Origin of the sequence: Kitasatospora sp. NPDC127067 (genome assembly GCF_042724755.1) — a bacterium.
Taxonomy (GTDB): domain Bacteria; phylum Actinomycetota; class Actinomycetes; order Streptomycetales; family Streptomycetaceae; genus Kitasatospora; species Kitasatospora lactacystinica.
In genome coordinates this window covers 66,763-92,347 of sequence record NZ_JBHXEM010000008.1, presented here as the reverse complement: position 1 = coordinate 92,347, position 25,585 = coordinate 66,763, and the positions used below count along the sequence as shown (strand labels likewise).

Genomic DNA, 25,585 nt, shown 5'->3' with positions numbered 1-25,585 from the left:
TCAGTACCGGTCGATCTGCGGCGGGGTGGGCGCCGGCTCCCCGGAGAGGCCGAGGGTCGCCTCGAAGGCCCTCTGCCAGTCGCCGTTCTGGATGTGGTGCTCCAGCGCGTCGTTGATCGCGCCGCGCAGCACGGTGTCCTCCTTCGGCACCCCGATCCCGTACGGCTCGGTCGAGAACAGCGGGCCGACCACCTTGAGCTCGTCCGGCACCTTGGCCGCGTACCCGAGCAGGATCGCGTTGTCCGTGGTCACCGCGTCGACCTGGTTGGTGATCAGGTTGTCCACGCAGGCGGAATAGGTGTCGTAGCCGATCAGCTCGGCCTTCGGGTACTTCGACTGGATCCGCTGGTACGGCGTCGATCCGGCCGCCGAGCAGACCTTCTTGCCGTCCAGGTCCTCCGGGCCGTGGATGGTGTCGTTGTTCTTGCGCACCAGCAGCGACTGCCCGGCGATGAAGTACGGACCGGCGAAGCCGACCAGCTTCTTCCGGTTGTCGTTGATGGTGTAGGTGCCGACGTAGTAGTCCACCTGGCCGTTCTGCAGGGCGGTCTCGCGGTTGGCCGAGGCGATGGTCTTGAACTGGATCCGGTCCGGCGGGAAGCCCAGCGAGGCGCCGACCATCTTGGCGATCTCGATGTCGAAGCCGGAGTACTCGCCGGTGGCCGGGTTCTTCTGGCCCAGGTACGGCTGGTCCTCCTTGGCGCCGACCACCAGGTGGCCCCGGCTGCGGGCGGCGTCCAGGGTCGGCGAGCCGGTGATCGCGGAGGCGTCCTGCACCTGGTAGCTGGGCAGGGCGCTGGGCTGCGGGCCCTTGGGCGGCGGGGTCCCGGGCTTGCCGCAGCCGGCCGCCAGCGCGGCGAGCAGCAGGGCGACGGCGAGCACGCGCCGGCCCGCCCGTGCGGCGGGCCGCACCCCGGGCCGCGCGACCGGCCTCCCCGCGGGCCGAGCCCCGGGCGTCGTCTCACGGTTCACGGCGCCGCCTCAGTGCTTCAGGATCTTGGATAGGAAGTCCCGGGCGCGATCGCTCTCAGGGGCGCTGAAGAAGTCCTCCGGGGCGCGGTCCTCGACGATCCGGCCGTCGGCCATGAACACCACCCGGTTCGCGGAGGCCCGGGCGAAGCCCATCTCGTGGGTGACCACGATCATCGTCATGCCCTCGCTCGCGAGCTGGCGCATGACGTCCAGCACCTCGTTGATCATCTCGGGGTCGAGCGCCGAGGTGGGCTCGTCGAACAGCAGGGCCTTCGGGTCCATGGCCAGCGCGCGGGCGATCGCGACCCGCTGCTGCTGCCCTCCGGAGAGCTGCGCCGGGTACTTGGCGGCCTGGTCGGCGAGGCCCACCCGCTCCAGCAGCGCGTGGGACTTGGCGTCCGCCTCGGCCCTGGGCCGGCCGCGGACCTTGATCTGCGCGAGCGAGACGTTCTGCAGCACGGTCTTGTGCGCGAACAGGTTGAAGGACTGGAACACCATGCCGACCTCGGCGCGCAGCCTGGCCAGGCCCTTGCCCTCCTCGGGCAGCGGGCGGCCGTCGATCAGGATGGTGCCGTCCTCGATCGGCTCCAGCCGGTTGATCGCCCGGCAGAGGGTCGACTTGCCGGAGCCGGACGGGCCGATGACCACGACCACCTCGCCGCGCCCGACCGTCAGCTCGATGTCCTGCAGGACGTGCAGGTCCCCGAAGTGCTTGTTGACCCCGCGCATCTCGATCAGCGGGGTGAAGGCAGAGGCGCCGGCCGGCGCCGGCCCGGGGGCTGCGGTCACCTGTTGCGCCGTCCCTTCAGCAGCCAGCCCAGCGCGACGCCCGCGATGAGCGTGGCCAGCAGCGCGATCCAGAGCGGCGCGGTGACGGTGAAGACCCAGAACTGGATCTGGACCCTGTCGAGGTTGGCGAACAGGAACCACACGGCGAGGACGACGATGACGCCGATCCCGATGTAGCGCGTGGGGATGCCGCCGATCTCACCGCGCGGGGAACGGGATGGTCCGTCTGAAATCTTGGTCACCGGAGCAGTCTGCGGGCCGGGCGGCCGATTTGCCCGGTTACGCGCTCTTCCGGGCCAGGGAGTAACCCGTACGGGGCAATCAGGCCCCGTACGGGTTTGAGTCCGCTCCCGTCCGCTCAGGTCCAGTCCGGCCCGACTCCGGTCCGGCCGCCGGCCGGACCGGAGCCCGCTACCGCTCGTCCCGCCAGGACCGCCAGAGCGCCGCGTACGGACCGCCCGCCGCGACCAGCTCCGGGTGGCTGCCGTACTCGCTGATCCGCCCGCCCTCGACCACCGCGATCACGTCCGCGTCGTGCGCGGTGTGCAGCCGGTGGGCGATGGCGATGACCGTCCGCCCCTCCAGCACCCGGGAGAGCGAGCGCTCCAGGTGGCGGGCGGCCCGCGGGTCCAGCAGGGAGGTGGCCTCGTCCAGCACCAGGGTGTGCGGATCGGCCAGCACCAGCCGGGCCAGCGCCAGCTGCTGGGCCTGCGGCGGGGTCAGTGAGGTGCCGCCGGAGCCGACCTCGGTGTCCAGGGCGTCCGGCAGGGCGTCCACCCAGGCCCCGGCGTCCACGGCGTCCAGCGCGGCCCGCAGCTCGGTGTCGTCCGCCCCGGGCGCGGCCAGCCGCAGGTTGTCCCGCAGGGTGCCGACGAAGACGTGGTGCTCCTGGTTCACCAGGGCGACCTCCGCGCGCACCCGCTCGGCCGGCATCCGCGCCAGCGCCGCCCCGCCGAGGGTCACGCTGCCGCGGCCGGGGGCGTAGATCCCGGCCAGCAGCCGGCCGAGGGTGGACTTGCCCGCGCCGGACGGCCCGACCAGCGCGACCCGGCTGCCCGGGGGGACGTCCAGGCTGATCCCGTGCAGGACGTCGGCGCCCTCGCGGTACCCGAACCGGACGTCCTTCGCCTCGACCCGACGGCCGTCCGGCAGGACGGACTCGTCCCCCTCGTGCTCGGGCACCTCGCGCACGCCGACCAGCCGGGCCAGCGAGGCCTGGCCGATCTGGAGCTCGTCGTACCAGCGCAGGATCATGTCCACCGGGCCGGTCAGCATCTGAGCGTAGAGCACGCCGGTGGTCAACTGACCCACGGTGATCCAGCCTTGGACGGTGAACAGACCGCCGAACAGCATGGTGGCGAGCACCGCCAAGGTGTAGACCGCGTCGATGGTCGGGAACCAGACCGAGCGCAGCCACAGGGTGTACCGCTCCCAGGCCAGCCACTCGCGCAGCTTGCGGTCGGTCAGCCGGACCCGCTGGTCCCCCAGCCGCAGCGCCTCCACCGTCCGCCCGGCGTCCACCGTCTCGGCCAGCACGTTGCTCACCGCCGCGTACCCGGCCGACTCGCTGCGGTAGGACTGCGGTGCGCGCCGGAAGTACCAGCGGGAGCTGACCAGCAGCAGCGGCAGCCCGATCAGCGAGGTCAGCGCGAGCAGTGGCGAGGTGACCAGCAGTGCGCCGAGCACCAGCAGCAACGACACCACGGCGACGGCGAGTTCGGGCACCGCCTCGCGCACCGACTTGTCCAGCCGGTCGATGTCGGTGGTGCCCCGGGAGACCAGGTCCCCGGTGCCGGCCCGCTCCAGCACGCCGGTCGGCAGGGCCACCGAACGGACCAGGAAGTCCTCGCGCAGGTCGGCCAGCACCCGCTCGCCGAGCACCGCGCCGCGCATCCGCGACCAGCCGGTGAACGCCGCCTGCACCGCGAGTGCCAGCAGGTACCAGGCGACCGCCACCGCGATGGTGGACCCGACGGTCCCGGTGGCCAGCGACTCGACCAGGCGCCCGAGCACCCAGGGCCCGACCAGCCCGGCCACGGTGGCCACGGAGTGCAGCGACACCACCGCGGAGAACCCGGCGCGGTGCCGCCGCGCGAGCAGCAGCAGGTATCCGCGCACCGCGGCCGGGGAGCCGACCGGCAGGGTGGCGGCCGGCTCCTGTTCCTCCTGGAACGGAGGCTTCATGACGTGCTCCTCGCGTGCGTAGCAGGGAAGTTGACGATGTTCCTCATACGGCCTCACCCACCGGAGCGGCCGCCTCCTCGCCGCGGGTGACCACGGCCCGGTAGGCCGACTCGGTGCGCAGCAGCTCGCGGTGCGGCCCGGCCGCGACGACCCGGCCCTCCTGCAGCAGCACCACCCGGTCCGCCCGGTCGAGCAGCAGCGGGCTGGTCGCGAACACCACGGTGGTGCGGCCCGCCCGGGTGTCCCGCAGCCCGGAGGCGATCCTCGATTCGGTGTGGGCGTCCACCGCGCTGGTGGGCTCGTCCAGCACCAGCACCGGCGGGTCCGCCAGCAGGGCACGGGCCAGGGCGAGCCGTTGGCGCTGCCCGCCGGAGAGCGAGCGTCCGCGCTCGGTGATCCGGGCGCGCATCGGGTCTCCCCCGCACTCCGGCGAGCCCTCCGCCAGGGCCGTCAGCACGTCCTCCGACCGGGCCGCCGCCAGGGCCGCGGCGGCCGTGACCCGCCCCGAGGACGGGATGTCGAAGAGCTCGGCCAGCGTGCCGGAGAGCAGCACCGGTTCCTTGTCGTGGACCAGCACCGCCGCCCTGGCCTCGGCCAGCGGCACCGCGTCCAGCTCCGTGCCGCCGAGCCGCACCGGGGCCTGCGCCCCCTCGCCCTCGGCCGGCGGGACGTGGCCGCCGAGCCGCTCGGCCAGCGCCCCCGCGAAGTCCGGGTCCCCGCAGACCACCGCGGTCAGCTCGCCGGCCCGCGCCGTCAGCCCGCTCGCCGGGTCGTGCAGGTCGGCCTTGTCCGGCCGGACCAGTGAGGCCTCCGCCGTGCCGGCCGTCCGGCCGAGCGAGAGCACCCGGACGGTCCGCGCGGCGGAGACCCGGGCAACGCTCCACGCGTGCGCCGCCTCGCCCAGGATGCGCAGCGGGGCGGCCAGGAAGGCCGTGGCGCCGTAGACCGCGATCAGGGTGCCGACGGCGAGCTCGCCGGAGGCCACCAGCCGGGCGCCGTACCAGGTGACGCCGACCACGAACAGGCCTGGCAGCAATACCTGTTGAGCCTGCATCAGCGACTGGATCCGGGCCGAGCGGACGGCCGCGGCCCGGACCTTCTGGGAGGCGGCCCGGTACCGCTCCAGGAACAGCTCCTCGCCGCCGATGCCGCGAAGCACCCGCAGCCCGGCGACGGTGTCGGCCGCCAGCTCGGTGGCCTTGCCGCCGAGGGTGCGCTGCTGCTCGTAGCGCCGCTCGAACGGCCCGATCAACGGCCAGACGGAGGCCGCCAGCACCGGGACGCCGAGCAGCACCCCGGCCCCGAGCACCGGATCGACCAGCAGCACCGCCACGCTGACGGCCAGCCAGACGATCACCGCCGACCGGACCCGGGCGACCAGTTCGACGTACCAGCCGATCCGCTCGACGTCCCCGCTGCCGACCGCGACGACCTCTCCGGTGGCGATCCGGCGGGACAGCCCGGCCCCGAGGCGCGAGGCCTGCCGGGACACCAACTGCCGTACGTGGGTGGCCGCGTGGATCCAGTTCCAGACCGCCTGGCGGTGCACCAGCACGGCGCCGAGCGCGGCACCCGCGCCGAGCAGCAGCAGGATCCCGCCGGCCCGCCAGATCCCGCCGGCGTCACCGTCCACGGCGGCCTGCACGCCGAACCCGAGCGGTATCGGCAGGGCGGCCCGGCACCCCAGCTCGATCAGCGACCAGAGGGTGGCGAGCACCTGCCCGCGCCGCTGGCGGCGCTGCAGCCAGCGCAGGAAGGCCGGGGGTGAGGAGAGGTCGGGACTGCCGGGATCGGCCAGCGGCAGGGGGGTGAGCAGCATGACACTCCGATACGAGCGGTGCGCGGCCACGAGCGCACAGGGGTTCGGGAGAGCTACAGGAGTTCGAGGAACGGCGCACACGGAGCACCTGGGTGACGTGCGCGCAGTGCGGACGGCAGCCCTACGGCGGGCGGCCCGACGAGGAGCGGCCCGAGCCGACAGGCGGATGACGCGCGGCACGGCAGCACGGCTGCGGCGCGACGTCGACGATGCGCCCGGAGCGGAGCCGGACGGGGTGGGATGGGCACGAAGGGCCCGAGAGTCAGGACGTCATGATCGGGAGCCTGCCAACCTCCGCGCGATCTGCGCAACGTGTTTTTCACCACGGCATTTCGCCCCGGCCCGCGCGCTCCGCACCCCGGCCACCGCGAGCCGGACCCGCACGCCCCCCGCACGCCCGGCCGGGGCGGTCCCCACCCCGCCCCGGGTCGGCCGGGCCCTCGGCCAAACCCCCGCAAAGCTTCACCCAAGATTCGCCCGTTCGGCGGGAACAATCACACCGGGACGCCAGTTGCCCCCACTGGAACCACAGGACAATCAGGAGGGCACCCCTTCCCGTGAGCACCATCCCCACCGTCACCCTCAACGACGGCGCGCAGATCCCGCAGCTCGGCTTCGGCGTGTGGCAGGTCCCGGACGCCGAGGCCACCCCGGCCGTCCGCACCGCGATCGAGGCGGGCTACCGCTCCATCGACACCGCGGCCATCTACGAGAACGAGGCCGGCACCGGCGCGGCGATCGCCGACGCCCTGGCGGGCGGCGTCGCCCGCGAGGACCTCTACGTCACCACCAAGCTGTGGAACTCGGGCACCCGCGACTGGTCCGGCGAGCAGGGCCGCGACGCGGTGCTGCGCGAGTTCGACGCCTCGCTGGCCAAGCTCGGCCTCGAATACCTCGACCTCTACCTGATCCACTGGCCGCGCCCGATGCACGGCGACAGCTACCTGAACATCTGGAAGGCCTTCGAGCAGCTGAAGGCGGGCGGCCGGGTCAGGTCGATCGGCGTCTCCAACTTCGGCACCGAGCAGCTGAGCCGCCTGCTGGACGAGGCCTCCGTCGCCCCGGCCCTGAACCAGGTCGAGCTGCACCCGTACTTCCCCCAGGCGGAGCTGCGCGCGTTCCACGCCGAGCACGGCATCGCCACCGAGGCCTGGAGCCCGCTGGGCCAGGGCAAGGACCTGCTCGCCGAGCCCGCCCTGGTGAAGACCGCCGAGAAGCACGGCCGCACGGTCGCCCAGGTGGTGCTGCGCTGGCACCTCCAGAGCGGCGTGATCGCCATCCCGAAGTCGGTCACCCCGTCCCGGATCCGCGAGAACCTGGACGTCGCCGGCTTCGAGCTGGACGCCGAGGACCTCGCGGCGATCGCCGCCGTGGCCACCGGCAAGCGGATCGGCCCGGACCCGCAGGAGTTCGACTGGAACTGACGCCCGGCCCGGGGGTCCGGCCCCGGACCCCCGGATCGCCTGACGGCCGTCATGCCGAAGACCGCCCGCTCCCGTGGGGGGAGCGGGCGGCCTCAGGCGTACCCCGATCCGCCAAAGTCCATGGCCATGGACCCTCAGCGTTTTGGCGAATCGTTTTGGCTACTGCGGCGAAGTCTTGACCTAGAGCCTGCCCGCCTTCGCGATGAGCGCGAGCGCGGCCTCGTGCTCGCTCTCATCCAGCGGGGCCAGCAGCAGCCGCTGGACCTCGGCCACCCCGGCGGCCGAGCGGTGCAGCAGGTCCTGTCCCGCCGGTGAGAGCGAGAGCAGGTTGCGCCGCCCGTCCGAGGGGTCGCGCCGGCGCTGCACCAGACCGCGGCGCACCAGCCGGCTGACCATCTCGGCCATCGTGGCCTTGTCCAGCGAGGCCAGCTCGCCGACCGTGCGCTGGTCGGCGCCCGGTTCCAGTTCCAGCGCGTCCAGCACCGCGTACTGCGGAGCCGTCAGCTCGGCGCCCACGTGCTCCGACCAGAGCTTGGTGTGCACCTGCTGGCTCACCCTGATCAGGTAGCCGATCGCCCGCTGGGCGTCCAGTATCGGCCGCGCGTCGGTGATGACGGCGACCGCCGCGGGCTCCAGCCTGGCTATCTTGGCCATCACCCGGACGATCTCGACCTGTTCCTCCGCCGTGAGCGGCTCGAACAGGACGCGCTGAACGCGGACCACACCACCGGTGGCCTCGCGCACCGCCTGGGCACCGCTCTGCGAGAGCGCCAACAGTTTGCGCCGGCCGTCGGCCGGGTCGCGCCTGCGCAGCACCAGGCCGCGGCGGACCAGCCGCGCGACCATCTCCGCCATCGTGGCCTTGTCGAGCGAGGCCCGCTCGCCGACCGTCCGCTGGTCCGCACCCGGTTCCAGGGCCAGGACCAGCAGCACGGCGAACTGCGGAGCCGTGAGATCGGCTCCGACGTGTTCGGACCACAAACGGGTGTGGACCTGCTGTGCAACGCGAATGAGGTGTCCGGGCGACTGCTGCAGTCGCGCAGACACGCGGGTTGTCGGGATCTCCCCCAGCACCATGTATCCGTCCCGATGTCACACCCGGTGTGTGTGGGACACCCGGGTGGGGCAGTAACGGCGAGTGGGCGTCCAGCTATGAGGGAGGGCGCTCCAGCCGTGCAGCCGGTGGCTGCTGGCGGACACTATACAAACGGCGGGCCCTTGCTGGCAGGCAGGGGCGGATAGTAGACGCAGGTTCGGCAACATTGGCATATTTACGGACTGCGAACGGCTTGCAGTAACTCGTTCTCAGCAGAAAGCCGACCGGTCGGTCCTTACCCACCGTCACCTGCGTCTCTCCACCCTGGCCGCCCTCCCTACCCGCCGGTAGGGTGTGGCCACCCTCTCCGGGGGCTCTCCCCGGGAGGCAACCCCGAGAGAGACGAGACCGAGCATGACCGAGCAGAGCACCGCCCCCCGGGTCGCCGTCGTCACCGGCGCCGCCCGCGGCCTGGGCGCCGCCACCGCCGTCCGGCTGGCCGCCGACGGCTACGCGGTCGCCGTCCTGGACCTCGACGAGGCGGCCGGCAAGGAGACCGTCGACCGGATCACCGCCGCCGGCGGCAGGGCGCTGGCCGTCGGCGCCGACGTCTCGGACGCCGAGCAGGTCCAGGCCGCCGTCGACCGGGTGGCCGCCGAGCTCGGCACCCCGGTCGTCCTGGTGAACAACGCGGGCGTACTCCGCGACAACCTGCTCTTCAAGATGTCCGAGTCCGACTGGGACACGGTCATCAACGTTCACCTCCGCGGCGCCTTCCTGATGACCCGCGCCGTGCAGAAGCACATGGTCGACGCCGGTTTCGGCCGCATCGTCAACCTGTCCTCCTCCTCGGCCCAGGGCAACCGCGGCCAGGCCAACTACTCGGCCGCCAAGGCGGGACTCCAGGGCTTCACCAAGACTTTGGCCATTGAGCTGGGCAAGTTCGGCATCACGGCCAACGCGGTCGCCCCCGGCTTTATCGCCACGGACATGACAGCAGCCACCGCCGCCCGGGTCGGCATGGACTTCGAAGACTTCAAGCGGGCCGCGGCCTCGCAGATCCCGGTCCAGCGGGTCGGTGAGCCTGAGGACGTCGCCCACACCATCTCCTTCCTCGCGAGCGAGGGCGCCGGCTTCGTCTCCGGCCAGGTGATCTACGTCGCGGGCGGCCCCCTCGACTGAGCACGGAACCTACACAGGGTTACCACGGAGTGGGAAGCCGGCCGCACCGGCCTCCCACTCCTCCTGCTTTACCGGGGCTTTTGCAGAATCATTCGACGACCACACTGACTTTCGATCCTGGAATAGTGGAAATCACCCCCCGAGCCAGCCCCGATCGACCCAATTGTCGATTTCCCGGGAAAATGACAATTACCACCGGAATAGCCCTGTCCGGCTGGGTAAGGTCACCCCGTGCAATCCAGAAGTACCCCCGCTCCCATTCCGCGCCAGAGGCCGGAGCGCCGCACCGCCGAACCCCACCGCCGGGAACGCCCCACCACCCCGGGCCACCCCCTCCCCCCGGCCGGCCCCGGCCCCGGTGAACCCGGCTGGCCCCCGATGAGCCGACGGCAGGCCGCCCTGCTCGCCGTCACCCTCGCCGGCTACCTGCTGGTCCTGGCCGGGGTCCTGCTCAACACCGAGCTGGTCGACCTCGACTGGTCGGTCCGACTGCTGCGTCCCTACGAGCGGTGGCCCCGGCTGGAGCCGCTGCTCGACACCTGGGTGGTCGCCGGGCAACGCGGGCCCTCGGCGATCGCCGCCTTCTGCTGGCTCGGCTGGCGGGCCCACCGCCTCGGCCGGCTGCGCCCGCTGCTGGTCATGGGCATCGCGCTGCTGTTGCTCAACGTCACCGTCGGCGCGGTCAAGATCGTCACCGGCCGACTCGGCCCGCACTACGCCCAGTACGTCGGCTCGCCCGAGCTCTTCTCCGGCGGCACCATCTTCCCCTCCGGCCACACCGCCAACGCGGTGGTCACCTGGGGGGTGCTCGCCTACCTCGCCGTCCGCTGGCGGCGCACCGGCGCGCTGATCGCCGCCGCCACCGCCTGCTCGATCGGCCTGACCACGGTCTACCTGGGCACCCACTGGGTCACCGACGTCCTGGCCGGCTGGGCCGCCGGACTGCTCGTCCTGCTCTCGCTGCCACTGCTGGAGCCCCTGGTCGCCGCCGCCGAACAGCGGCTCCACCGGCGCTTCGCCCGCCGGCACCTGCCCTGCTGAACCCGAACCGCACCCGACCCTAGCCACGCCCGACCCGAGCCACGGCGAACCCGACCGCACCGGACCCGCACCAGGTCCGCACCGAAGCCGAAGCCCGAATGCCGAAGCCGAACCCGGCCCCCGAGCCGACGGAACGGGCCGGACCTACCCCTCCCAGCTGCGCTCGACCACACCGTTGCGCACCGCGAGGTTGAGCCGCCCCTGGCGGTACTCCATGGTCATCAGGTCCCCCGGCTCCAGCACCCGGACCGACGCCCAGCCGTGCCTTCGGGCCAGCTCCCGGGCCCGCTCGATCCGCAGCCCCGCGTATCCCTCGCCGTCCTGGCCCCCCGCACCCGAACCGGCGCCCGAACCCGCCGCGCCGGACCCCGCCCCCACCGCGCCCGAACCCGACATCGCGCCTCCCCGGCTCGCCTCCTCGGACGTACGCTGGAATCGTAGCCCGACCGGCGTGGTCAGGAGGTGAACGGCATGCGCACCACCACCCCGCGACGGTGGCGCAGCGGCACCGAGCCGGCCACCGCCCGCAGCGATCTCAAGCTCCGCTACCTGCTCTCGCTCACCTTCACGCCGCTGTTCGCACTGGCGACGGTGGGTTTCGCGCTCTGGGCGGCCGCCTCCCCCGCCGACGGCGCACCCAGCCGGGGCACCCTCACCGGCTTCGCCGTGGCCTGCGGCCTGCTCACCCTGTTCGCCGCCGTCGATCTCGTGGTGGTGATCCGGCGTCGCCGGACCGAGCTCTGACGTGGTGTCTCCCATGGAGTGGGAAGTCGGCCCGGCCGACTTCCCACACCGCGCCACCGACATCCCACCCCCCCGGCGCCGCCCCGCTGCTGGGGGGGGTGTCTCCAGTGTGGGGTGTGCTGGGCCCCCGCCCACCCCCCCACTCCGCGCCACCGACTTCCCACGCCCCCGGCTCCCACTCCACGCCCCCGGCTTCCCACGCCGCGCCACCCACGGCCCCGGGCTCAGCGGCCGCCGACCGCCTGCTTGACCAGCGTCCGCCCGAAGTCCCACATCAGTCCGCTCCCCCGGTGGGCCTCGTCCATGATGTCGGTGAAGGCTTCCACGAATCGGTCCACATCGCGCTCGGTGATGATCAGCGGCGGGATCAGCTTGATCACTTCCAGGTGGTCGCCGGACACCTGGGTCAGGATGCGGTGCCGCTGCAGCAGCGGCACCACCACCATCTGCGCGAACAGCCCCTTGCGCGCCGCCTGGAGCGCGGTCCAACCGGTGCGCAGCTTGAGCGACTTGGGCCGGCCGAACTCGATCCCGATCATCAGCCCGCGCCCGCGCACCTCGGCGAGCAGCTCGTAGGTGTCGACCAGTGCGGCCAGCCGTTCGCGGAAGTGGTCGCCCACCTTGCGGGCGTTCTCCACCACCTGCTCGTCGCGCATCACCTCCAGGGTCGCCAGCCCGGCCGCCATGGCCTGGGCGTTGGACCCGAAGCTGGCCGAGTGCACCAGCACCCGGTCCATCGAGGAGTACACCTTCTCGAAGATCCAGCTCTTGCCGAGCGTCGCCCCGATGGGCACGTACCCGCCGGACAGCGCCTTGGCCGCGCAGACGAGGTCGGGCAGCACCCCGTCCTCGTGCTGGTAGGCGAAGAACTCGCCGGTGCGGCCGATGCCGGTCTGTACCTCGTCGCAGATCAGCAGCGCCTTGTGCTCGTGCAGCAGGGCCTGGGCGGCGCGCAGCCAGCCGGGCGGCGGAGCCTGGACACCCTTGCCCTGGATCGGCTCGACGATCAGCCCCGCGACGTCGCCGCGCTTCAACTCCTTGGCCAGCGCGCCGAGATCGCCGAGCGGGATGGCGGTGTCCGGCAGCAGCGGGTCGAAGCCCTTGCGGAATCCGTTCTCCCCGTTGACCGAGAGCGAGCCGGTGGTCAGTCCGTGGAAGGCGTGGTCGGCGTAGAGGATCCGCCGGCGTCCGGTGGCGTACCGGGCGAACTTGAGGGCGGTCTCCACCGCCTCGGTGCCGCTGTTGCCGAAGAACACCCGGTCCAGTCCGGGCGCGTACGACAGCAACCGCTCGGCCAGCAGTCCGGGCAGCGGCGGGCAGTCGAAGCGGACCAGGTCCGGCAGGTCGAGGTCCATCACCTGCTGGACCGCCGAGCGCACCACCGGGTGGTGGCGGCCGAGCGCGAAGATGCCGAAGCCGGCCAGCATGTCGAGGTACTCGTTGCCCTCGGCGTCGTAGAAGTACTGGCCCTCGGCGCGCTCGTAGTACTTGTCGAAGCCGATGGTGTGCAGCATGCGCGGCAGCTGCGGATTGAGGTAGCGGCTCTGCAACTCGTAGCGCTCGCGGCCGCGTTCGGCGATCAGGGCGGCGAGGTCGAAGGGGCGGTCTGGGTCAGCCGGCATGGCGCGGGTTCGCTCCTCGGGTCGGTAGCAGGTTCTTGGCGAAGACGGCGGTCTGGGCGGCGACCCCGGTGCCGGTCAGTCCGGCCTCCTCCAGGATCTCCCCGCGCGAGGCGTGGCCGAGGAACTCCTGGGGCAGGCCGAGCACCCGCACCGGCACGTCCACGTCGGCGTCGCGCAGCGCCTGGGCGAGGACCGAACCGACGCCGCCGGTACGGCCGTTGTCCTCGACGGTGACCACCAGCCGGTGGGCGGAGGCCAGTTCGGGCAGCGCCGGGTCGACGGGCTTGACCCAGCGCGGGTCGACCACGGTCGCGGTGAAGCCCTCGGCGAGCAGCAGCCGGGCCGCGTCCAGGCAGGCGGAGGCAGTGGTGCCGACCGCGACCAGCAGGATCTCCGGCACCCGCCCGGTGCGCAGCAGCACGTCCACCCCGCCGATCCGCTCCACGGCCGGCACCGCGGGCCCGACGTTCCCCTTCGGGAAGCGCACGACGGTCGGGGCGTCCCGGACCTCGACGGCCTCGCGCAGCTGGGCGCGCAGCTGTTCGGCGTCGCGGGGTGCGGCGAGCCGCAGGCCGGGGACCACCTGGAGGATCGACATGTCCCACATGCCGTTGTGCGAGGCGCCGTCCGGCCCGGTCACCCCGGAGCGGTCGAGCACGAAGGTGACGCCCAGCCGGTGCAGGGCGACGTCCATCAGGACCTGGTCGAAGGCCCGGTTGAGGAAGGTCGCGTAGACCGCGACCACCGGGTGCAGCCCGCCGGTGGCCAGCCCCGCCGCACTGGTGACGGCGTGCTGCTCGGCGATCCCGACGTCGAAGGTCCGCTCCGGGTAGGCCTTGGCGAACGGGGCCAGGCCCACCGGCTGGAGCATGGCCGCGGTGATCGCCACCAGGTCCGGCCGCTCGGCGCCGAGGGTGACCAGCTCGTCCCCGAACACCGAGGTCCAGGAGACACCACCGCTGGGCGAGATCGGCAGGCAGGTGTAGGGGTCGATCGGGTTGACGGCGTGGAAGCGGTCGGCCTCGTCCTGCTCGGCCGGCCGGTAGCCGCGCCCCTTGACGGTCAGGCAGTGCACGATGACCGGCCCGCCGAAGTTGCGGGCCTGGCGCAGCGCCTGTTCGACCGCGCCCAGGTCGTGGCCGTCGATCGGTCCGAGGTACTTGAGGCCGAGGTCCTCGAACATGCCCTGCGGGGCGAAGGCGTCCTTGAACCCCTTCTTGGCGCCGTGCAGCGCGTCGAAGATCGGCTGGCCGACCAGCGGGGTGCGCTGCAGGGCCTCCTTGCCGAGGGCGAGGAAGCGCTCGTAGCCCTGGGTGGTGCGCAGGGTGGCCAGGTGGTTGGCGAGGCCGCCGATGGTCCTGGCGTAGGAGCGCTCGTTGTCGTTGACGACGATGACCAGCGGCCGGTCGCGCGCCTCGGCGATGTTGTTGAGCGCCTCCCAGGCGAGCCCGCCGGTGAGCGCGCCGTCGCCGATCACCGCGACGGTGTGCCGGTCGTGCTGGCCGAGCAGTCGGGCGGCCTTGGCCAGGCCGTCGGCGTAGGAGAGCGCGGTGGAGGCGTGCGAGTTCTCGACCAGGTCGTGCTCGGACTCGCCGCGCGAGGGGTATCCGGAAAGCCCGCCGCGCATCCGCAGCCGGCTGAAGTCCTGGCGGCCGGTGAGCAGTTTGTGGACGTAGCTCTGGTGGCCGGTGTCGAAGACGATCCGGTCGTACGGCGAGTCGAAGACCCGGTGCAGCGCGATGGTCAGCTCCACCACGCCGAGGTTGGGCCCCAGGTGGCCGCCGGTGCGGGTGACGGCGTCGATCAGGAAGTCGCGGATCTCGTCGGCGAGCAGCGGGAGTTCGGCCGCCGGGAGCTTGCGCAGCTCGGCCGGCGACGTGACGCGGGAGAGCAGTGACATGGGTACACCTCACGACTCGGAGCGGTGCGGTGGCGCCTCCGGCCGGCCCGGGCGGCGCGTGGCCCGGCCCGGTTCGGGAACGGACCCGGTTCGGGATCAGGCCCGGTTCGGGAACGGGCCCGGCCCGGTTGGGCGGAGCCGGCCCGGGCGCGGGGCCCGGGCCGGGGTGCCGACCCGGGGGCCGGCTCCCGTCTCAGCGGCCCTTGTTGCCGCTGACGGTCTCGGTGATGGCGCGCAGCGACTGCTGGAGCGAGCCCATCGTCGCGAGGACGGCGGTCGGCTCGTAGCCGCAGTGGGCCATGCAGTTCTCGCAGCGAGGGTCCTTGCCGCGGCCGTACTTGCTCCAGTCGGTCTTCTCGACCAGTTCGCGGTAGGTCGGCACGTAGCCGTCGGCCATCAGGTAGCAGGGCCGCTGCCAGCCGAACAGCGAGTAGTTGGGGATGCCCCAGGGGGTGCACTCGAAGTCGGCCTTGCCCTCCAGGAAGTCGAGGAAGAGCGGGCTGTGGTTGAGGCGCCAGCGCTTGCGGTTGCCGTCGGCGAAGGCCGTGCGGAAGAGCTCCCTGGTCTGCTCGACGCCGAGGAAGTGCTCCTGGTCGGGGGCCTTCTCGTAGGCGTAGGCGGGCGAGATCATCATCTCGTCCACCTTGAGCTCGTCGTTGAGGTAGTCCAGCACCTCGATGACGGTCTGCGGGGTGTCGGTGTTGAAGAAGGTGCTGTTGGTGGTGACCCGGAAGCCGCGGCGCTTGGCCTCCTTGATCGCGGCCACCGCCTCGTCGAAGGTGCCCTCCTTGGCCACCGACTCGTCGTGCCGCTCGCGCATGCCGTCGATGTGCACCGCGAAGGTGAAGTACGGCGAGGGCGTGAACTTGTCCATCTTCTTGCGCATCAGCAGCGCGTTGGTGCAGAGGAAGACGTACTTGCGGCGCTCGACCAGCTGCCGGACGATCTCGTCGATCTGCGGGTGCATCAGCGGCTCGCCGCCGGCGATCGAGACCATCGGGGCACCCGACTCCAGGACCGCGCCGACCGCCTGGGCCACGGGCATCCGCTGCTTCAGCACGCCCGCCGGGTGCTGGATCTTGCCGCAGCCCTCGCAGGCGAGGTTGCAGGCGAAGAGCGGCTCCAGCTCCACGATCAGCGGGAACTTGTCCCGGCGCTTGAACAGCTTCTGCTGCATGAGGTAGGTGCCGACCCGCACGGTCTGGCGCAACGGCATGGCCATGGCTAGCTCGCCTCCTGGGGGAGCGTCGAGGATGTGGGGTGGTTCAGGTCTGCGGAGCCGGGCGCGCGCTCCTGCCGGTACCAGTCGACCAGGGCGGGGACCGTCGCCCGCAGGGTCCGCCAGGCACGCACCCCGGCCGGGAGGGTGCCGAACCGCAGCAGCTCGTGCTCGGGCGTGTCCACCACCACCCGCAGGACGGCCGCCGGCAGCGCGGGCCGCACCTCGCACAGCGCGGCCAGGACGGCGGCGGCCTCCATGTCGACGGCGAGCGCGCCCTGGAGGTGCAGGGCGCGCCGTTCGATGCCGCGCACCACGTGGTCGGCGGTGTGGTGGACGCCGGTGTGCACGGTCAGGCCGCGCTCCTTCAGCGCCCGGGTGAGCCCCGGGCCGGAGTCGACCGGGTACAGGTGGCCCTCGGCGTCGCGCACGCCGTCGGCGGCCACCACGTCGCCGGGCAGGACGCCGGGGCCGACCGCGGCCCCGAAGCCGGCCACCACCACGGCGCCGTAGCCGGTGGGGGCGGAGCCGAGCAGCCGTCGGACGGCCGTCCCGGCGCGCCGCCGGCCGACCCCGGTACGCAGCAGTACCGGGGAGCCGCCGACCGCGCCGCGCCAGTCACCGCCGCGCAGGGCCCAGACCTCGGGGCCCAGGGCGCAGAGCACCAGCAGGGGCGCGGTGGTCACCGGGCCGCCCCGATCGCCGGGGCGCCGTCGGGCCGGCCCGTGCCCGGGGCGCCGTTGAGGTAGCGGCCGAGCGCGGTGACCGGGAAGACCAGCCGGTACAGGTGGTAGTTGATGGAGAAGTCCCACGGGAAGCCGGTGCCGGTGAACTGCGGCTCGTCCCAGGTGCCCTCGGGCAGCTGGGTGCGCACCAGCCAGTCCACGCCGCGCTCCACCGCCGGGTTGGCCCGGCCCTGCGGCCCCTCGCCGGCCGAGAGCAGCGCCATCAGCGCCCACGCGGTCTGCGAGGCGGTGGAGTCGCCGCGCCCGGCCCAGCGCGCCGGGTCGTCGTAGGAGCGCATGTCCTCGCCCCAGCCGCCGTCGGCGTTCTGCCGGTCCTCCAGCCACCGCACCGCCCGGCGGATCGCCGGGTGCTCGTCCGGGACGCCGGCCGCCACCAGGGCGGGCAGCACCGAGCCCGTGCCGTAGATGTAGTTGGTGCCCCAGCGGCCGAACCAGGAGCCGTCCGCCTCCTGGTTGCGCAGCAGCCATTCGACGCCGCGCCTGGTCCGGGGGTCGCGGGAGCGGCCGGTCTCGGCGAGCATCTCCACCACGTGCGCGGTGACGTCGGCGGACGGCGGGTCGACCACCTCGCCGAAGTCGCAGAACGGCAGCTTGTTGGGCAGCGTGCCGGTGTTGTCCACGTCGAAGGCGCCCCAGGCGCCGTTCTTGGACTGCATGCCGAGGTTCCACAGCACGCCCCGGTCCACCGCCGCGTCGACCTTGCCCGGATCGGGGTGGGCGACCCGGCGCAGCGCGAGCACCACCTCGGCGGTGTCGTCGATGTCGGGGTAGGTGTCGTTCTCGAACTCGAAGGCCCAGCCGCCGGGGGCGAGCCCGGGCCGCTTCACGGCCCAGTCGCCGGGCTTGCGGATCTCCTCGCCGAGCATCCAGTCGACGGCGGAGACCAGCGCCGGGTGGTCGGCCGGCACTCCGGCGTCGACCAGGGCGATGGTGGCCAGGCAGGTGTCCCAGACCGGGGACTGGCAGGCCTCCAGCCAGCGCTTGCCGTCCTCGGTGTGCACGGTGAAGCGGTCGAAGGAGGAGAGCCCGGCCTTCACCACCGGGTGCTCCAGCTCGTAGCCCTCCAGGTGCAGGGCGATCAGCGAGTAGACGGCGGGGGGCTGGATGCCGCCCCAGCAGCCGTCGGCCTCCTGCCGTTCGACGATCCAGCGGCAGGCCTGCGAGACGGCCAGTCGGCGCAGCGGGCGGAAGGCCCGGCGGTGGTAGGCGTGCAGCGCCTTGTCGAGGCGTTCGAAGAGGCCGTCCCAGGTGGTGGCGGGGGCGAGCGGCCGGTGGGGGTACGGGTCGTTCGGGTCGGTGTGCAGCTCGGTGAGCGCGAAGGGGGCCGGACGGACCGGGCGGTGGGACGAGACGACGGTCAGCGGGACGATGGTCTGGCGGGCCCAGCAACCGAAGGCGTAGATGTTCAGCGGCAGCCACTTGGGCAGGAAGATGATCTCGGGCGGCATCTCGGGCAGCCGGTCCCAGGGCCACCAGCCGAACAGGGCGAGCCAGATCCGGGTGAACACCCGGGCGGCCGCGATGCCCCCGGCGGAGCGGACGTAGCGCGCGGCGGCCAGCATGTGCGGGGCGTCCGGGTCGTCGCCGGCCAGCTTGAGCGCGACGTACGCCTCGACGGTGGTGGACAGCTCGGGCGGCCCGCCGTGGAAGGTGGACCAGGTGCCGTCCTCGCGCTGCTGGGAGCGGATCCACTCGGCGGTGGCGTGGGTCAGCTCCTCGGTGCGGATTCCGAGGAACTGGCGGAGCAGTAAGTCCTCGGCATCCATGGTGACGTTGGTCTCCAGGTCGCCCTTCCACCAGCCCTCGGACGACTGCAGGGAGAGCAGGTGGGTGGTGGCGCGGGCCAGGGCCTCCCGCGCGTCGGCCGGCCGCAGGTCCGCCCCACCGGCCGGCCGGAGCTGGTCGGTGTCCTCGGGCTGCCACCGCCCCGTGCCCAGCAGGGCCGGGGGGCGGTCGCCCACCGCGACCGGCTCGGGATCGTACTCAGGGTCGAGCCGGCCGTCCGCGGTTGCTGTCAACGTAACGTCACCTCTCTCGTACCACCACGAATTCGGCGAGTGCGACGAAGTGCTCGCGCACCTCGTCGGTCATGGGCACCTCGTCCAGGGCGGCGAGGGCAGTCGTGTGCTGGCGGCGGGCCTCCTCCTGGGTCCAGGCGCGGCCGCCGGCCTCCTCGATCAGCGCGGCCCGGTCGGCGAGCTCGGGCTCGCTCTCCTCCCCGCGTCCCTTCGGGTCGGCCAGTTGCTCGGCGAGCCGGCGCGAGGCCGCTCCGCCCTCGGCCAGTGCGGCGGCCACCGGCAGGGACTTCTTGCGCTGGCGCAGGTCTCCCCAGTGCGGCTTTCCGGTGACCTCGGTGGCCCCCCAGATGCCGAGCAGGTCGTCGACCGCCTGGAAGGCCAGGCCGAGGTGGTGGCCGTAGCGCTGGAGCGCGCCGGAGACCTTGTCGTCGGCGCCGGCCAGGACGGCGCCGATCGCCGAGGCGGCGGCCAGCAGGGCCGCCGTCTTGCCGCCCTCCATCTCCAGGCACTCCGCGACGGTGACGCTGTCGCGCTGTTCGAAGGCGACGTCCATGGCCTGGCCGTCGATCAGCCGGCGGGTCGCCGTGGTGAGCAGTCGGACGGCACGCGCGGCGTCGGTGGCGCTGGCGCCGCCGGTCACCGCGGCGTCGAGCAGCACCTCGGTGCCGAGCGTCGCCAGGGCGTCGCCGACCAGGATCGCCTGGGCCGGTCCGAAGACCGTCCAGGCGGTGGCCCGGTGCCGTCGGGTCTCGTCACCGTCCATCAGATCATCATGGAGGAGGGAGAAGTTGTGCACCAGTTCAACCGCGACCCCGCCGGGCACCCCCACCTCGGCCGCCGCGCCGGTGGCCCGGGCGGACAGCAGCGCCAGCGCCGGGCGCACGGCCTTGCCGCCGTCCCCCGTCACCGGCGTGCCGTCCCGGTCGATCCAGCCGAAGTGGTAGGCGGCGACGGTGTCCATGGGTGCGGCCAAACGGGCGACGGCGGCCCGTAGCGGCGGGGTGCAGAGCGTACGGCTGCGGGCGAGCAGCTCCGGCACCGAGACCGGTTCGGCGTGCGCCGTGCCTCCGACGGCGAAGCCGGTGCGTGACTCCACGTGCGTTCCCTCTCCCTCGTGGTGCCGGACCGCACGGGGCGGCCGGGTGCCGGCAGTGCGGCAGGTGTCGAATCGAGTGCCGGTGCCGATGGTGCCGGTGTCGGTGGTGCCGATGTCAGTGGTGCCGGTGTCGGTGGTGCCGGTGCGGCCGGACGGGCCGCTGCCGGTGGTTGCGCCGATGCGCTCGACGGTACGCCCGTCGGCTCTGGCGGGCTCTCCGGCGGCGGGGCCCGCCGTCACCTGGGCCACCTCCCGTCGCCGCGGTCCACCGGCACCCGGGTGCCGGCCGCGGCGAGCGCGGCGTCCGCCGCGGCGTGGCCGCTGCGCACGGCCCCTTCCATGGTCGCGGGCCAGCCGGTGGCCGTCCACGAGCCGGCCAGCAGCAGGCCGGCGACGTCGGTACGGGCCGACGGGCGCAGCGCCCCGTTGCCCGGGGCCGGGTCGAAGGTGGCGGTGCGCTCCCGGGTGACGAAGAAGTCCAGCACCTCCGCCTGGGCCGCGGCCGGCAGCAGCCGGCCCAGCTCCGGCAGGTAGCGGCGGCGCAGCTCGGCGACCGGGAGGTCGATCTCGTCCTGCGCGGCGGACTGCGACAGCGCCAGGTACTGGGCACCCGGGTGGGCCCGGCCCAGCGGGGCGGCGGCCAGGCCGGAGTGCGCCGTGCGGTCGAAGACCCACTGGACCGGGGAGCCGAGCGCGGCGAAGAACGGCCGGCGCAGCACCTTGCGGTCGTAGATCACGTGCACGTTGAGGATCGGCGCGGTGCCGAAGCCGGCCAGCCGGTCCTGCCCGGGGATCGCGTTCGGCGGCAGCAGCGCGGCCGTGCTGTCCTGGGCGCCGGCCAGCACGACGGTGTCGGCGGTGAGCAGTTCCCCGCTCTCCAGCCGGACGTCGTGCTGCGGCGCGGCCGGCTTCAGTTCGGCCACCCGGGACCGCAGCAGCACCCGGACGCCGGCCCGCTCCAGCTCGGCGAGCGCCCGGTCGTGGTGGATCGTGCCGAGCGGGACGGCGGAGACGCCGATGTCCGAGGCGCCCGGGTCGGAGAGCAGACCGGTCTTGAACACCATCCCGGCGAGCGCCATCGACACCTGGTCGGCCCGGCCGTTCAGGGTGGCGACGCCGACCAGGTCCCACAGGGCGGCCTGGGTGGCGGCGTTCTGCCCGTTGCGGCGCAGCCACTCGCCGAAGGAGATCGCGTCCAGCGCCGGGTCGGCGAGGTCCAGCCGCTGCAGGGCGAGCGCGCCGCGGACCACCCGGGCGCGGTCGGCCGGGGACAGGTGCGGGTAGCGGGCCAGGCTGGCGGCAAGGTGCAGCGGGACGGGCAGGCCGGCCCGGCGCAGCCGCCCGAGGGTGCGCACCGGGGCGGCCCGCGGCCCGGTGACGGAGAGCACCGGGATGTCGAGGCGCTCCTGGAGGTGGACCAGCCGGGTGGCGCCGAGCCGCTCCAGCAGGCCGCGGTAGGCGGTGCAGCAGCGCAGGTAGACGTGCTGGCCGTTGTCGACGGTCAGCTCACCGCGCTGGAAGGAGAAGGCCAGGCCGCCGAGCCGCGGCCGCCCCTCGGCGAGGGTGACCCGGTGGCCGGCCTCGGCGAGGCGCAGTGCGGTGGTGATCCCGGCCAGACCGCCGCCGACCACGACGGCGGCCGGGCGCGCGGCATCGGCTCGCCCGGTCATCGGCCCTCCCCCTCGCAGTCGGTGGACCGCCCGCAGGCGGTCGCTGAAGCCGGTACTCGTCCGGTCGGCACGGAACTACCCGCACGTGATTCCACGCTGACACAGCGTGACAGAACTGGTGTGAGAATCAAGAACGCCCCCCGGCGAGCCCGGAAAGCGCCACGTACGCCTTCTCCCAGCCCGGCAGGGAGACCCGGCCGCGCAGCACCGACTCCGGGTCGGTGGCGATCCGGCCGAGCAGCCGGTGGTAGATCCCGGCCATCGCGGCGGTGCAGGCGCGGCTGCGGCGGTCGAGCATCGGCAGCAGCCGCAGGCCCTCCTCGAAGGCCGCCTGGGCGCGGGCGGCCTCGAAGGCCACCAGGCCGGTGAAGTCCGCGCCGACCGGCGGCTCCGGCAGGGCGAAGCCCTGCTCGCAGCCGAACCTGACCAGGTCCTCGGCGGGCAGGTAGGTGCGGCCGTTCAGGGCGTCCTCGCGCAGGTCGCGCAGGATGTTGGTGAGCTGCAGCGCCAGGCCCAGGGTGTCCGCGTAGCGCGCCCCGAGCTCCGGGTCGTCGCAGCCGTAGACGCCCAGCGAGAGCCGACCGATCGCGCCCGCCACGCAGCGGCAGTAGACCTTCAGCTCCTCGTAGGTCTGGTACTCGGCGCCCTTGAGGTCCATCTCGACGCCGTCGATCAGCTCGTCGAAGCCGCCGAGCGGGATCGGGAAGCGCCGGGCCGCGTCGGCCAGGGCGACCTTGATCGGGTCGGTGTCGTCCTCGGCGACGACCCCGGAGCGGACCTCGTCCACCAGTTCCCGGGTGCGCAGCAGCGCCTCGGCCTTGCGGTCGTCCGGGAGGTCGCCGTCCCCGATGTCGTCCACCCGGCGGGCCAGGGCGTACAGGGCCGACATGGCCAGCCGCTTGGGTTCGGGCAGCAACCGGATGCCGTAGCTGAAGTTGCGCGCCTGCAGTCCGGTGACTGCCTCGCAGTACCGGTACGCCGCCATGACCTGGGCCGACGCCAGTGGTGATACCGCCACTCGGGCGTTCACCTTCCCTTCGCGAAGATGGCCGCCGCCTTCGCTGCGAGGCGGCGCTTGTCAGGCTTCGCCTGCTGGGCGAGCACGTCGTACCCGGCGTCCTCGACGGCCGCCAGGGCCGCGTAGCCACCTGCGGTGAATCCCGCCAGGAGCAGTCGAAGCCTCCCCCGAACCGTACCTACCAATGGTGCGCCGCGGTCGAGCAGGGTGCGGGCCCGCTCGACCTCGAAGGCGATCAGCTCGCGCACCGCGCCGTCGGCGGAGGGGGCGGCCAGGTCCGCCTCGGTGACACCGAAGCGGGCCAGGTCCTCGGCGGGCAGGTAGATCCGGCCGTGGGCGAGGTCCTCGGCCACGTCCTGGATGTGCTCGACCACCTGGAGGCCGCTGCACACGGCGTCCGAGAGCTCGATCCGCTCGGGGGTGGAGACGCCGGCGATGGCCAGCACGAGGCGGCCGACCGGGTCGGCGGAGAGGGTGCAGTAGCCGAGCAGGTCGTCGAAGGTGGCGTAGCGGGCGGTGGTCTGGTCCACCCGGTTGGCCTCGATCAGACGGCGGAACGGCTCGGGGGTCAGGCCGTGCCGGTCGACCAGCGGGACGAGCGCGTCCAGCAGCGGGTGGCGGGGCCGGTCGGCGCCGGCCCCGGGGCCGCGGGCGGTGCGCAGCGCGGTCTCGAAGACCCGGTCGAGGTCCTGCTCCAGTCCGTCGAGCAGGGCGAGCCGGAAGGCGGTCTCCTGCGGGGTCGGCGGGCCGGGCTGGGCCGAAGGGGTGGCGGGGGGCGTCTGCTCGACCCCGAGCAGGCGGGCGGTGGCGGCCGGGTCGGCCAGGTCGCCGTCACCGGCGTCGTCGACCAGGCGGGCGAAGCCGTACACCGCCATCAGGTCGTCGCGCCAGGCCGCGGGCAGGAAGAAGGGTGCGACGGGGAAGTTCTCCGCGCCCGCCTTGTCCAGGGTCTGTCCTGCGGAACCGTTCACCGGCGTATCTCTGGGCTGGGCCGAAGCCGACACTGCTGTCACTCCCCCGTTCTACACCGCGTGGCACGACCGGCCCGACTCGGACACGCGTCCGAGCGCGGGGGCCACGCACGGCACACCGCCCCCGAGACCACCAGGCTGGCACGCCGGGGCCCGGCGGAAAAGAGCGCCCCGCCCCGGGCACCGCGCGCTCACCCCCGCGGCGGCGGGCCGGCCGGGGCCGCGGGGCGTACGGACCGGGCCGCGGGCACGGTGAAGGGCCGGCTCCGGAAGTTCCGGAACCGGCCCCTGGGGTGTGACGGAGACTACGGTCGGTCGCCGCGCTCGTAGCGGCTGACGACCTCCTCGGTGGGTCCGTCCATGACCAGCTCGCCGGCCTCGATCCATATGGTCCGCTCGCAGACCTCGCGGATCGAGTTGTTGTCGTGGCTGACCAGGAAGACCGTACCGGCGGACTTGCGCAGCTCGTCGATCCGGCGCTTGCTGCGCTGCTGGAAGGCCTGGTCGCCGGTGGCGAGGGCCTCGTCGATCAGCAGCACGTCGTGGGTCTTCGCGGCCGCGATCGAGAAGCGCAGTCGGGCGCCCATGCCGGAGGAGTAGGTGCGCATCGGCAGGGAGATGAAGTCGCCCTTGTCGTTGATGCCGGAGAAGTCGACGATGTCCTGGTAGCGCGCCTTCACCTGGGCCGGGGTCATGCCCATCGCCAGGCAGCCGAGGATGACGTTGCGCTCACCGGTGAGCTCGTTCATCAGCGCGGCGTTGACGCCCAGCAGCGAGGGCTGGCCGTTGGTGTAGATGCCGCCCTTCTCGGTCGGCAGCAGGCCCGCGATGGCGGCCAGCATGGTCGACTTGCCGGAGCCGTTGGAGCCGATCAGGCCGATCGCCTCACCCTTGTACGCGGTGAAGCTGACGCCCTTGACCGCGTGCACCTCGCGCACGCCGGCGGCGCGCTTGCGGCTGATGATGCGGCTCAGCGCCGAGGTGGCGCTGCCCTTGCCGGAGCCGGCGCCGTGCACCTTGTAGACGATGTGCACGTCGTCGACGACGACGGTGGGCTCGCGGGCCACGTCCGTGTCCAGGACGGTGTCGCTCTTGCTCAGGTCGATGTCAGCCACGGCCGTACTCCTCCTCGGCCTTCCAGAAGAAGACGTATCCGACGACGAACATGCCCACGCCCCAGGCGAGGCCGTACGCCCACTGGTGCGGCGGGAGGGCCTGGTGCACCGGCTGGTGCGGGTTGTAGATGACCGGCGCGAAGGCGTGCCGCAGCAGGTCCATGTAGATCGACGCCGGGTTGAGCGACATCAGCGTCTGGATGTAGTGCGGCCAGTGGGTGATCTTGTCCTGGATGCTGAACATCACACCGGACAGGAACATCCAGGCGCGCATCACGAACGGGATCAGCTGGGAGATGTCGCTGGTCCGGGAGCCGATCCGGGCCATCACCAGCGAGATGCCGGTGTTGAAGAGCGTCTGCAGGAGCAGCGCCGGGATGATCAGCAGCCAGGTCCGGCCCGGGGTGATGCCGGCGGCGAGCACCGTGACGACCAGGACGACCATGGAGATCAGCAGCTGCTGGAGCTGGATCACGGTGAAGGCGATCGGGAGGCTGGCCCGGGGGAAGTGCAGCGCCCGGATCAGCCCGAGGTTGTCGGAGATCGCCCGGGTGCCGGCCTGCACCGCGTTCTGGGTGAACTGGAAGACGAAGACGCCGATGCAGAGCCAGGCGATGTAGGTGTTGTCCGGGAAGCCCTGCTTGCTCGCCAGGATCACGCCGAAGACCAGGTAGAACACCGCGCAGTTGAGCAGCGGGGTCACCACCTGCCACAGCTGGCCGAGCTTGGCGTTGGTGTACTGGGCCACCAGGCGGGCGGTGGCGAAGGCCCAGATGAAGTGGCGCCGGGCCCAGAGCTGCTTGGAGTAGGCGAACAGGCCGGGACGGGCACCGCTGACCGCCAGACCGTACTTGTCCGCAAGCTGCTTGGGGGTCAGGCCCGCGTCCACCCCTCTGGGGGCCGAGAGGCTGACGGGTTCACTCACTGTCGACACATTCGTCCTTCACGCGGGATCGGTCGGGGCGGCCGGTCGGCGAGGTCCGCCGGTGCACCGATGGGGATCCACTGGGATCTCGGGG

General features: G+C 72.9%; 22 protein-coding genes. 4 read left to right on the top strand and 18 right to left on the bottom strand.

The features are described from left to right. The 5 genes from ACFWJ4_RS05690 to ACFWJ4_RS05670 all read right to left on the bottom strand — a co-directional run bounded on the left by ACFWJ4_RS05690 (position 1) and on the right by ACFWJ4_RS05670 (position 5,764). Positions 1–882 (bottom strand): glutamate ABC transporter substrate-binding protein, encoded by an 882-nt coding sequence (locus ACFWJ4_RS05690; RefSeq protein ID WP_359911653.1) that lies wholly within the window; start codon positions 880–882, stop codon positions 1–3. Between the two features lie 99 nt (positions 883–981). Beyond that, positions 982–1,710 (bottom strand): amino acid ABC transporter ATP-binding protein, encoded by a 729-nt coding sequence (locus tag ACFWJ4_RS05685; RefSeq protein WP_380539631.1) that lies wholly within the window; start codon positions 1,708–1,710, stop codon positions 982–984. A gap of 47 nt (positions 1,711–1,757) precedes the next feature. Then, complete coding sequence (locus ACFWJ4_RS05680) at positions 1,758–2,003, bottom strand: LapA family protein (RefSeq protein WP_359911650.1); 246 nt, start codon at positions 2,001–2,003, stop codon at positions 1,758–1,760. Positions 2,004–2,172: 169 nt separating this feature from the next. After that, complete coding sequence (locus ACFWJ4_RS05675; protein WP_380539548.1) at positions 2,173–3,945, bottom strand: ABC transporter ATP-binding protein; 1,773 nt, start codon at positions 3,943–3,945, stop codon at positions 2,173–2,175. A gap of 43 nt (positions 3,946–3,988) precedes the next feature. Beyond that, the gene (locus ACFWJ4_RS05670) at positions 3,989–5,764 is read right to left on the bottom strand and encodes an ABC transporter transmembrane domain-containing protein (RefSeq protein WP_380539545.1); all 1,776 of its coding nucleotides are present in this window, start codon (positions 5,762–5,764) and stop codon (positions 3,989–3,991) included. A 557-nt stretch (positions 5,765–6,321) separates the two neighbouring features. Between ACFWJ4_RS05670 and ACFWJ4_RS05665 the strand changes: the two genes are divergently transcribed. Beyond that, positions 6,322–7,188: an aldo/keto reductase gene (locus ACFWJ4_RS05665; protein ID WP_380539542.1), complete on the top strand. Its 867-nt coding sequence runs from the start codon at positions 6,322–6,324 to the stop codon at positions 7,186–7,188. A 180-nt stretch (positions 7,189–7,368) separates the two neighbouring features. Here the strand turns inward: ACFWJ4_RS05665 and ACFWJ4_RS05660 are convergent, their stop codons facing one another. Further along, positions 7,369–8,265, bottom strand: coding sequence for a MarR family winged helix-turn-helix transcriptional regulator (locus ACFWJ4_RS05660; protein ID WP_380539539.1), 897 nt, complete (start codon positions 8,263–8,265; stop codon positions 7,369–7,371). Positions 8,266–8,638: 373 nt separating this feature from the next. Here ACFWJ4_RS05660 and fabG point away from each other — a divergent pair, with 373 nt between their 5' ends. After that, positions 8,639–9,406 (top strand): 3-oxoacyl-ACP reductase FabG, encoded by a 768-nt coding sequence (gene fabG, locus ACFWJ4_RS05655; RefSeq protein ID WP_359901584.1) that lies wholly within the window; start codon positions 8,639–8,641, stop codon positions 9,404–9,406. A gap of 378 nt (positions 9,407–9,784) precedes the next feature. Then, on the top strand, positions 9,785–10,447 hold the full coding sequence (locus tag ACFWJ4_RS05650) for a phosphatase PAP2 family protein (protein ID WP_380539536.1): 663 nt from the start codon (positions 9,785–9,787) through the stop codon (positions 10,445–10,447). 144 nt (positions 10,448–10,591) lie between these two features. Here ACFWJ4_RS05650 and ACFWJ4_RS05645 read toward each other — a convergent pair whose 3' ends face one another. Then, positions 10,592–10,843, bottom strand: coding sequence for an I78 family peptidase inhibitor (locus ACFWJ4_RS05645; protein WP_380539533.1), 252 nt, complete (start codon positions 10,841–10,843; stop codon positions 10,592–10,594). Positions 10,844–10,918: 75 nt separating this feature from the next. Between ACFWJ4_RS05645 and ACFWJ4_RS05640 the strand changes: the two genes are divergently transcribed. Further along, positions 10,919–11,191, top strand: a complete 273-nt coding sequence (locus tag ACFWJ4_RS05640; RefSeq protein ID WP_359901593.1) for a DUF6343 family protein — start codon at positions 10,919–10,921, stop codon at positions 11,189–11,191. 224 nt (positions 11,192–11,415) lie between these two features. Here the strand turns inward: ACFWJ4_RS05640 and ACFWJ4_RS05635 are convergent, their stop codons facing one another. From ACFWJ4_RS05635 to ACFWJ4_RS05585, 11 genes are all read right to left on the bottom strand, one after another. Continuing rightward, positions 11,416–12,813: an aspartate aminotransferase family protein gene (locus tag ACFWJ4_RS05635; RefSeq protein WP_380539530.1), complete on the bottom strand. Its 1,398-nt coding sequence runs from the start codon at positions 12,811–12,813 to the stop codon at positions 11,416–11,418. Continuing rightward, positions 12,803–14,713, bottom strand: coding sequence for a 1-deoxy-D-xylulose-5-phosphate synthase (gene dxs / locus ACFWJ4_RS05630; protein ID WP_380539527.1), 1,911 nt, complete (start codon positions 14,711–14,713; stop codon positions 12,803–12,805). The genes ACFWJ4_RS05635 and dxs overlap by 11 nt, the downstream gene beginning before the upstream one ends. Before the next feature lie 193 nt (positions 14,714–14,906). Next, the gene (gene hpnH, locus ACFWJ4_RS05625) at positions 14,907–15,935 is read right to left on the bottom strand and encodes an adenosyl-hopene transferase HpnH (RefSeq protein ID WP_359901601.1); all 1,029 of its coding nucleotides are present in this window, start codon (positions 15,933–15,935) and stop codon (positions 14,907–14,909) included. Positions 15,936–15,937: 2 nt separating this feature from the next. Beyond that, the gene (locus ACFWJ4_RS05620; RefSeq protein ID WP_359901604.1) at positions 15,938–16,618 is read right to left on the bottom strand and encodes a 1-hydroxy-2-methyl-2-butenyl 4-diphosphate reductase; all 681 of its coding nucleotides are present in this window, start codon (positions 16,616–16,618) and stop codon (positions 15,938–15,940) included. After that, the gene (shc, locus tag ACFWJ4_RS05615; protein ID WP_359901739.1) at positions 16,615–18,552 is read right to left on the bottom strand and encodes a squalene--hopene cyclase; all 1,938 of its coding nucleotides are present in this window, start codon (positions 18,550–18,552) and stop codon (positions 16,615–16,617) included. The genes ACFWJ4_RS05620 and shc overlap by 4 nt, the downstream gene beginning before the upstream one ends. A 151-nt stretch (positions 18,553–18,703) precedes the next feature. Further along, entirely contained in the window at positions 18,704–19,792 is a 1,089-nt protein-coding gene (locus ACFWJ4_RS05610; RefSeq protein ID WP_380348844.1) for a polyprenyl synthetase family protein, read from the bottom strand. A 236-nt stretch (positions 19,793–20,028) separates the two neighbouring features. Next, entirely contained in the window at positions 20,029–21,462 is a 1,434-nt protein-coding gene (gene hpnE, locus ACFWJ4_RS05605; protein ID WP_380539524.1) for a hydroxysqualene dehydroxylase HpnE, read from the bottom strand. Positions 21,463–21,589: 127 nt separating this feature from the next. Beyond that, positions 21,590–22,447: a presqualene diphosphate synthase HpnD gene (hpnD, locus tag ACFWJ4_RS05600; protein ID WP_380539628.1), complete on the bottom strand. Its 858-nt coding sequence runs from the start codon at positions 22,445–22,447 to the stop codon at positions 21,590–21,592. A gap of 41 nt (positions 22,448–22,488) precedes the next feature. Next, entirely contained in the window at positions 22,489–23,451 is a 963-nt protein-coding gene (gene hpnC / locus ACFWJ4_RS05595; protein ID WP_380539521.1) for a squalene synthase HpnC, read from the bottom strand. A 305-nt stretch (positions 23,452–23,756) separates the two neighbouring features. After that, positions 23,757–24,566: an ABC transporter ATP-binding protein gene (locus ACFWJ4_RS05590; protein WP_359901613.1), complete on the bottom strand. Its 810-nt coding sequence runs from the start codon at positions 24,564–24,566 to the stop codon at positions 23,757–23,759. Then, complete coding sequence (locus tag ACFWJ4_RS05585) at positions 24,559–25,500, bottom strand: ABC transporter permease (protein WP_380348796.1); 942 nt, start codon at positions 25,498–25,500, stop codon at positions 24,559–24,561. Before ACFWJ4_RS05585 ends, ACFWJ4_RS05590 begins: the two co-directional genes overlap by 8 nt. Between the last annotated feature and the right edge of the window lie 85 nt (positions 25,501–25,585).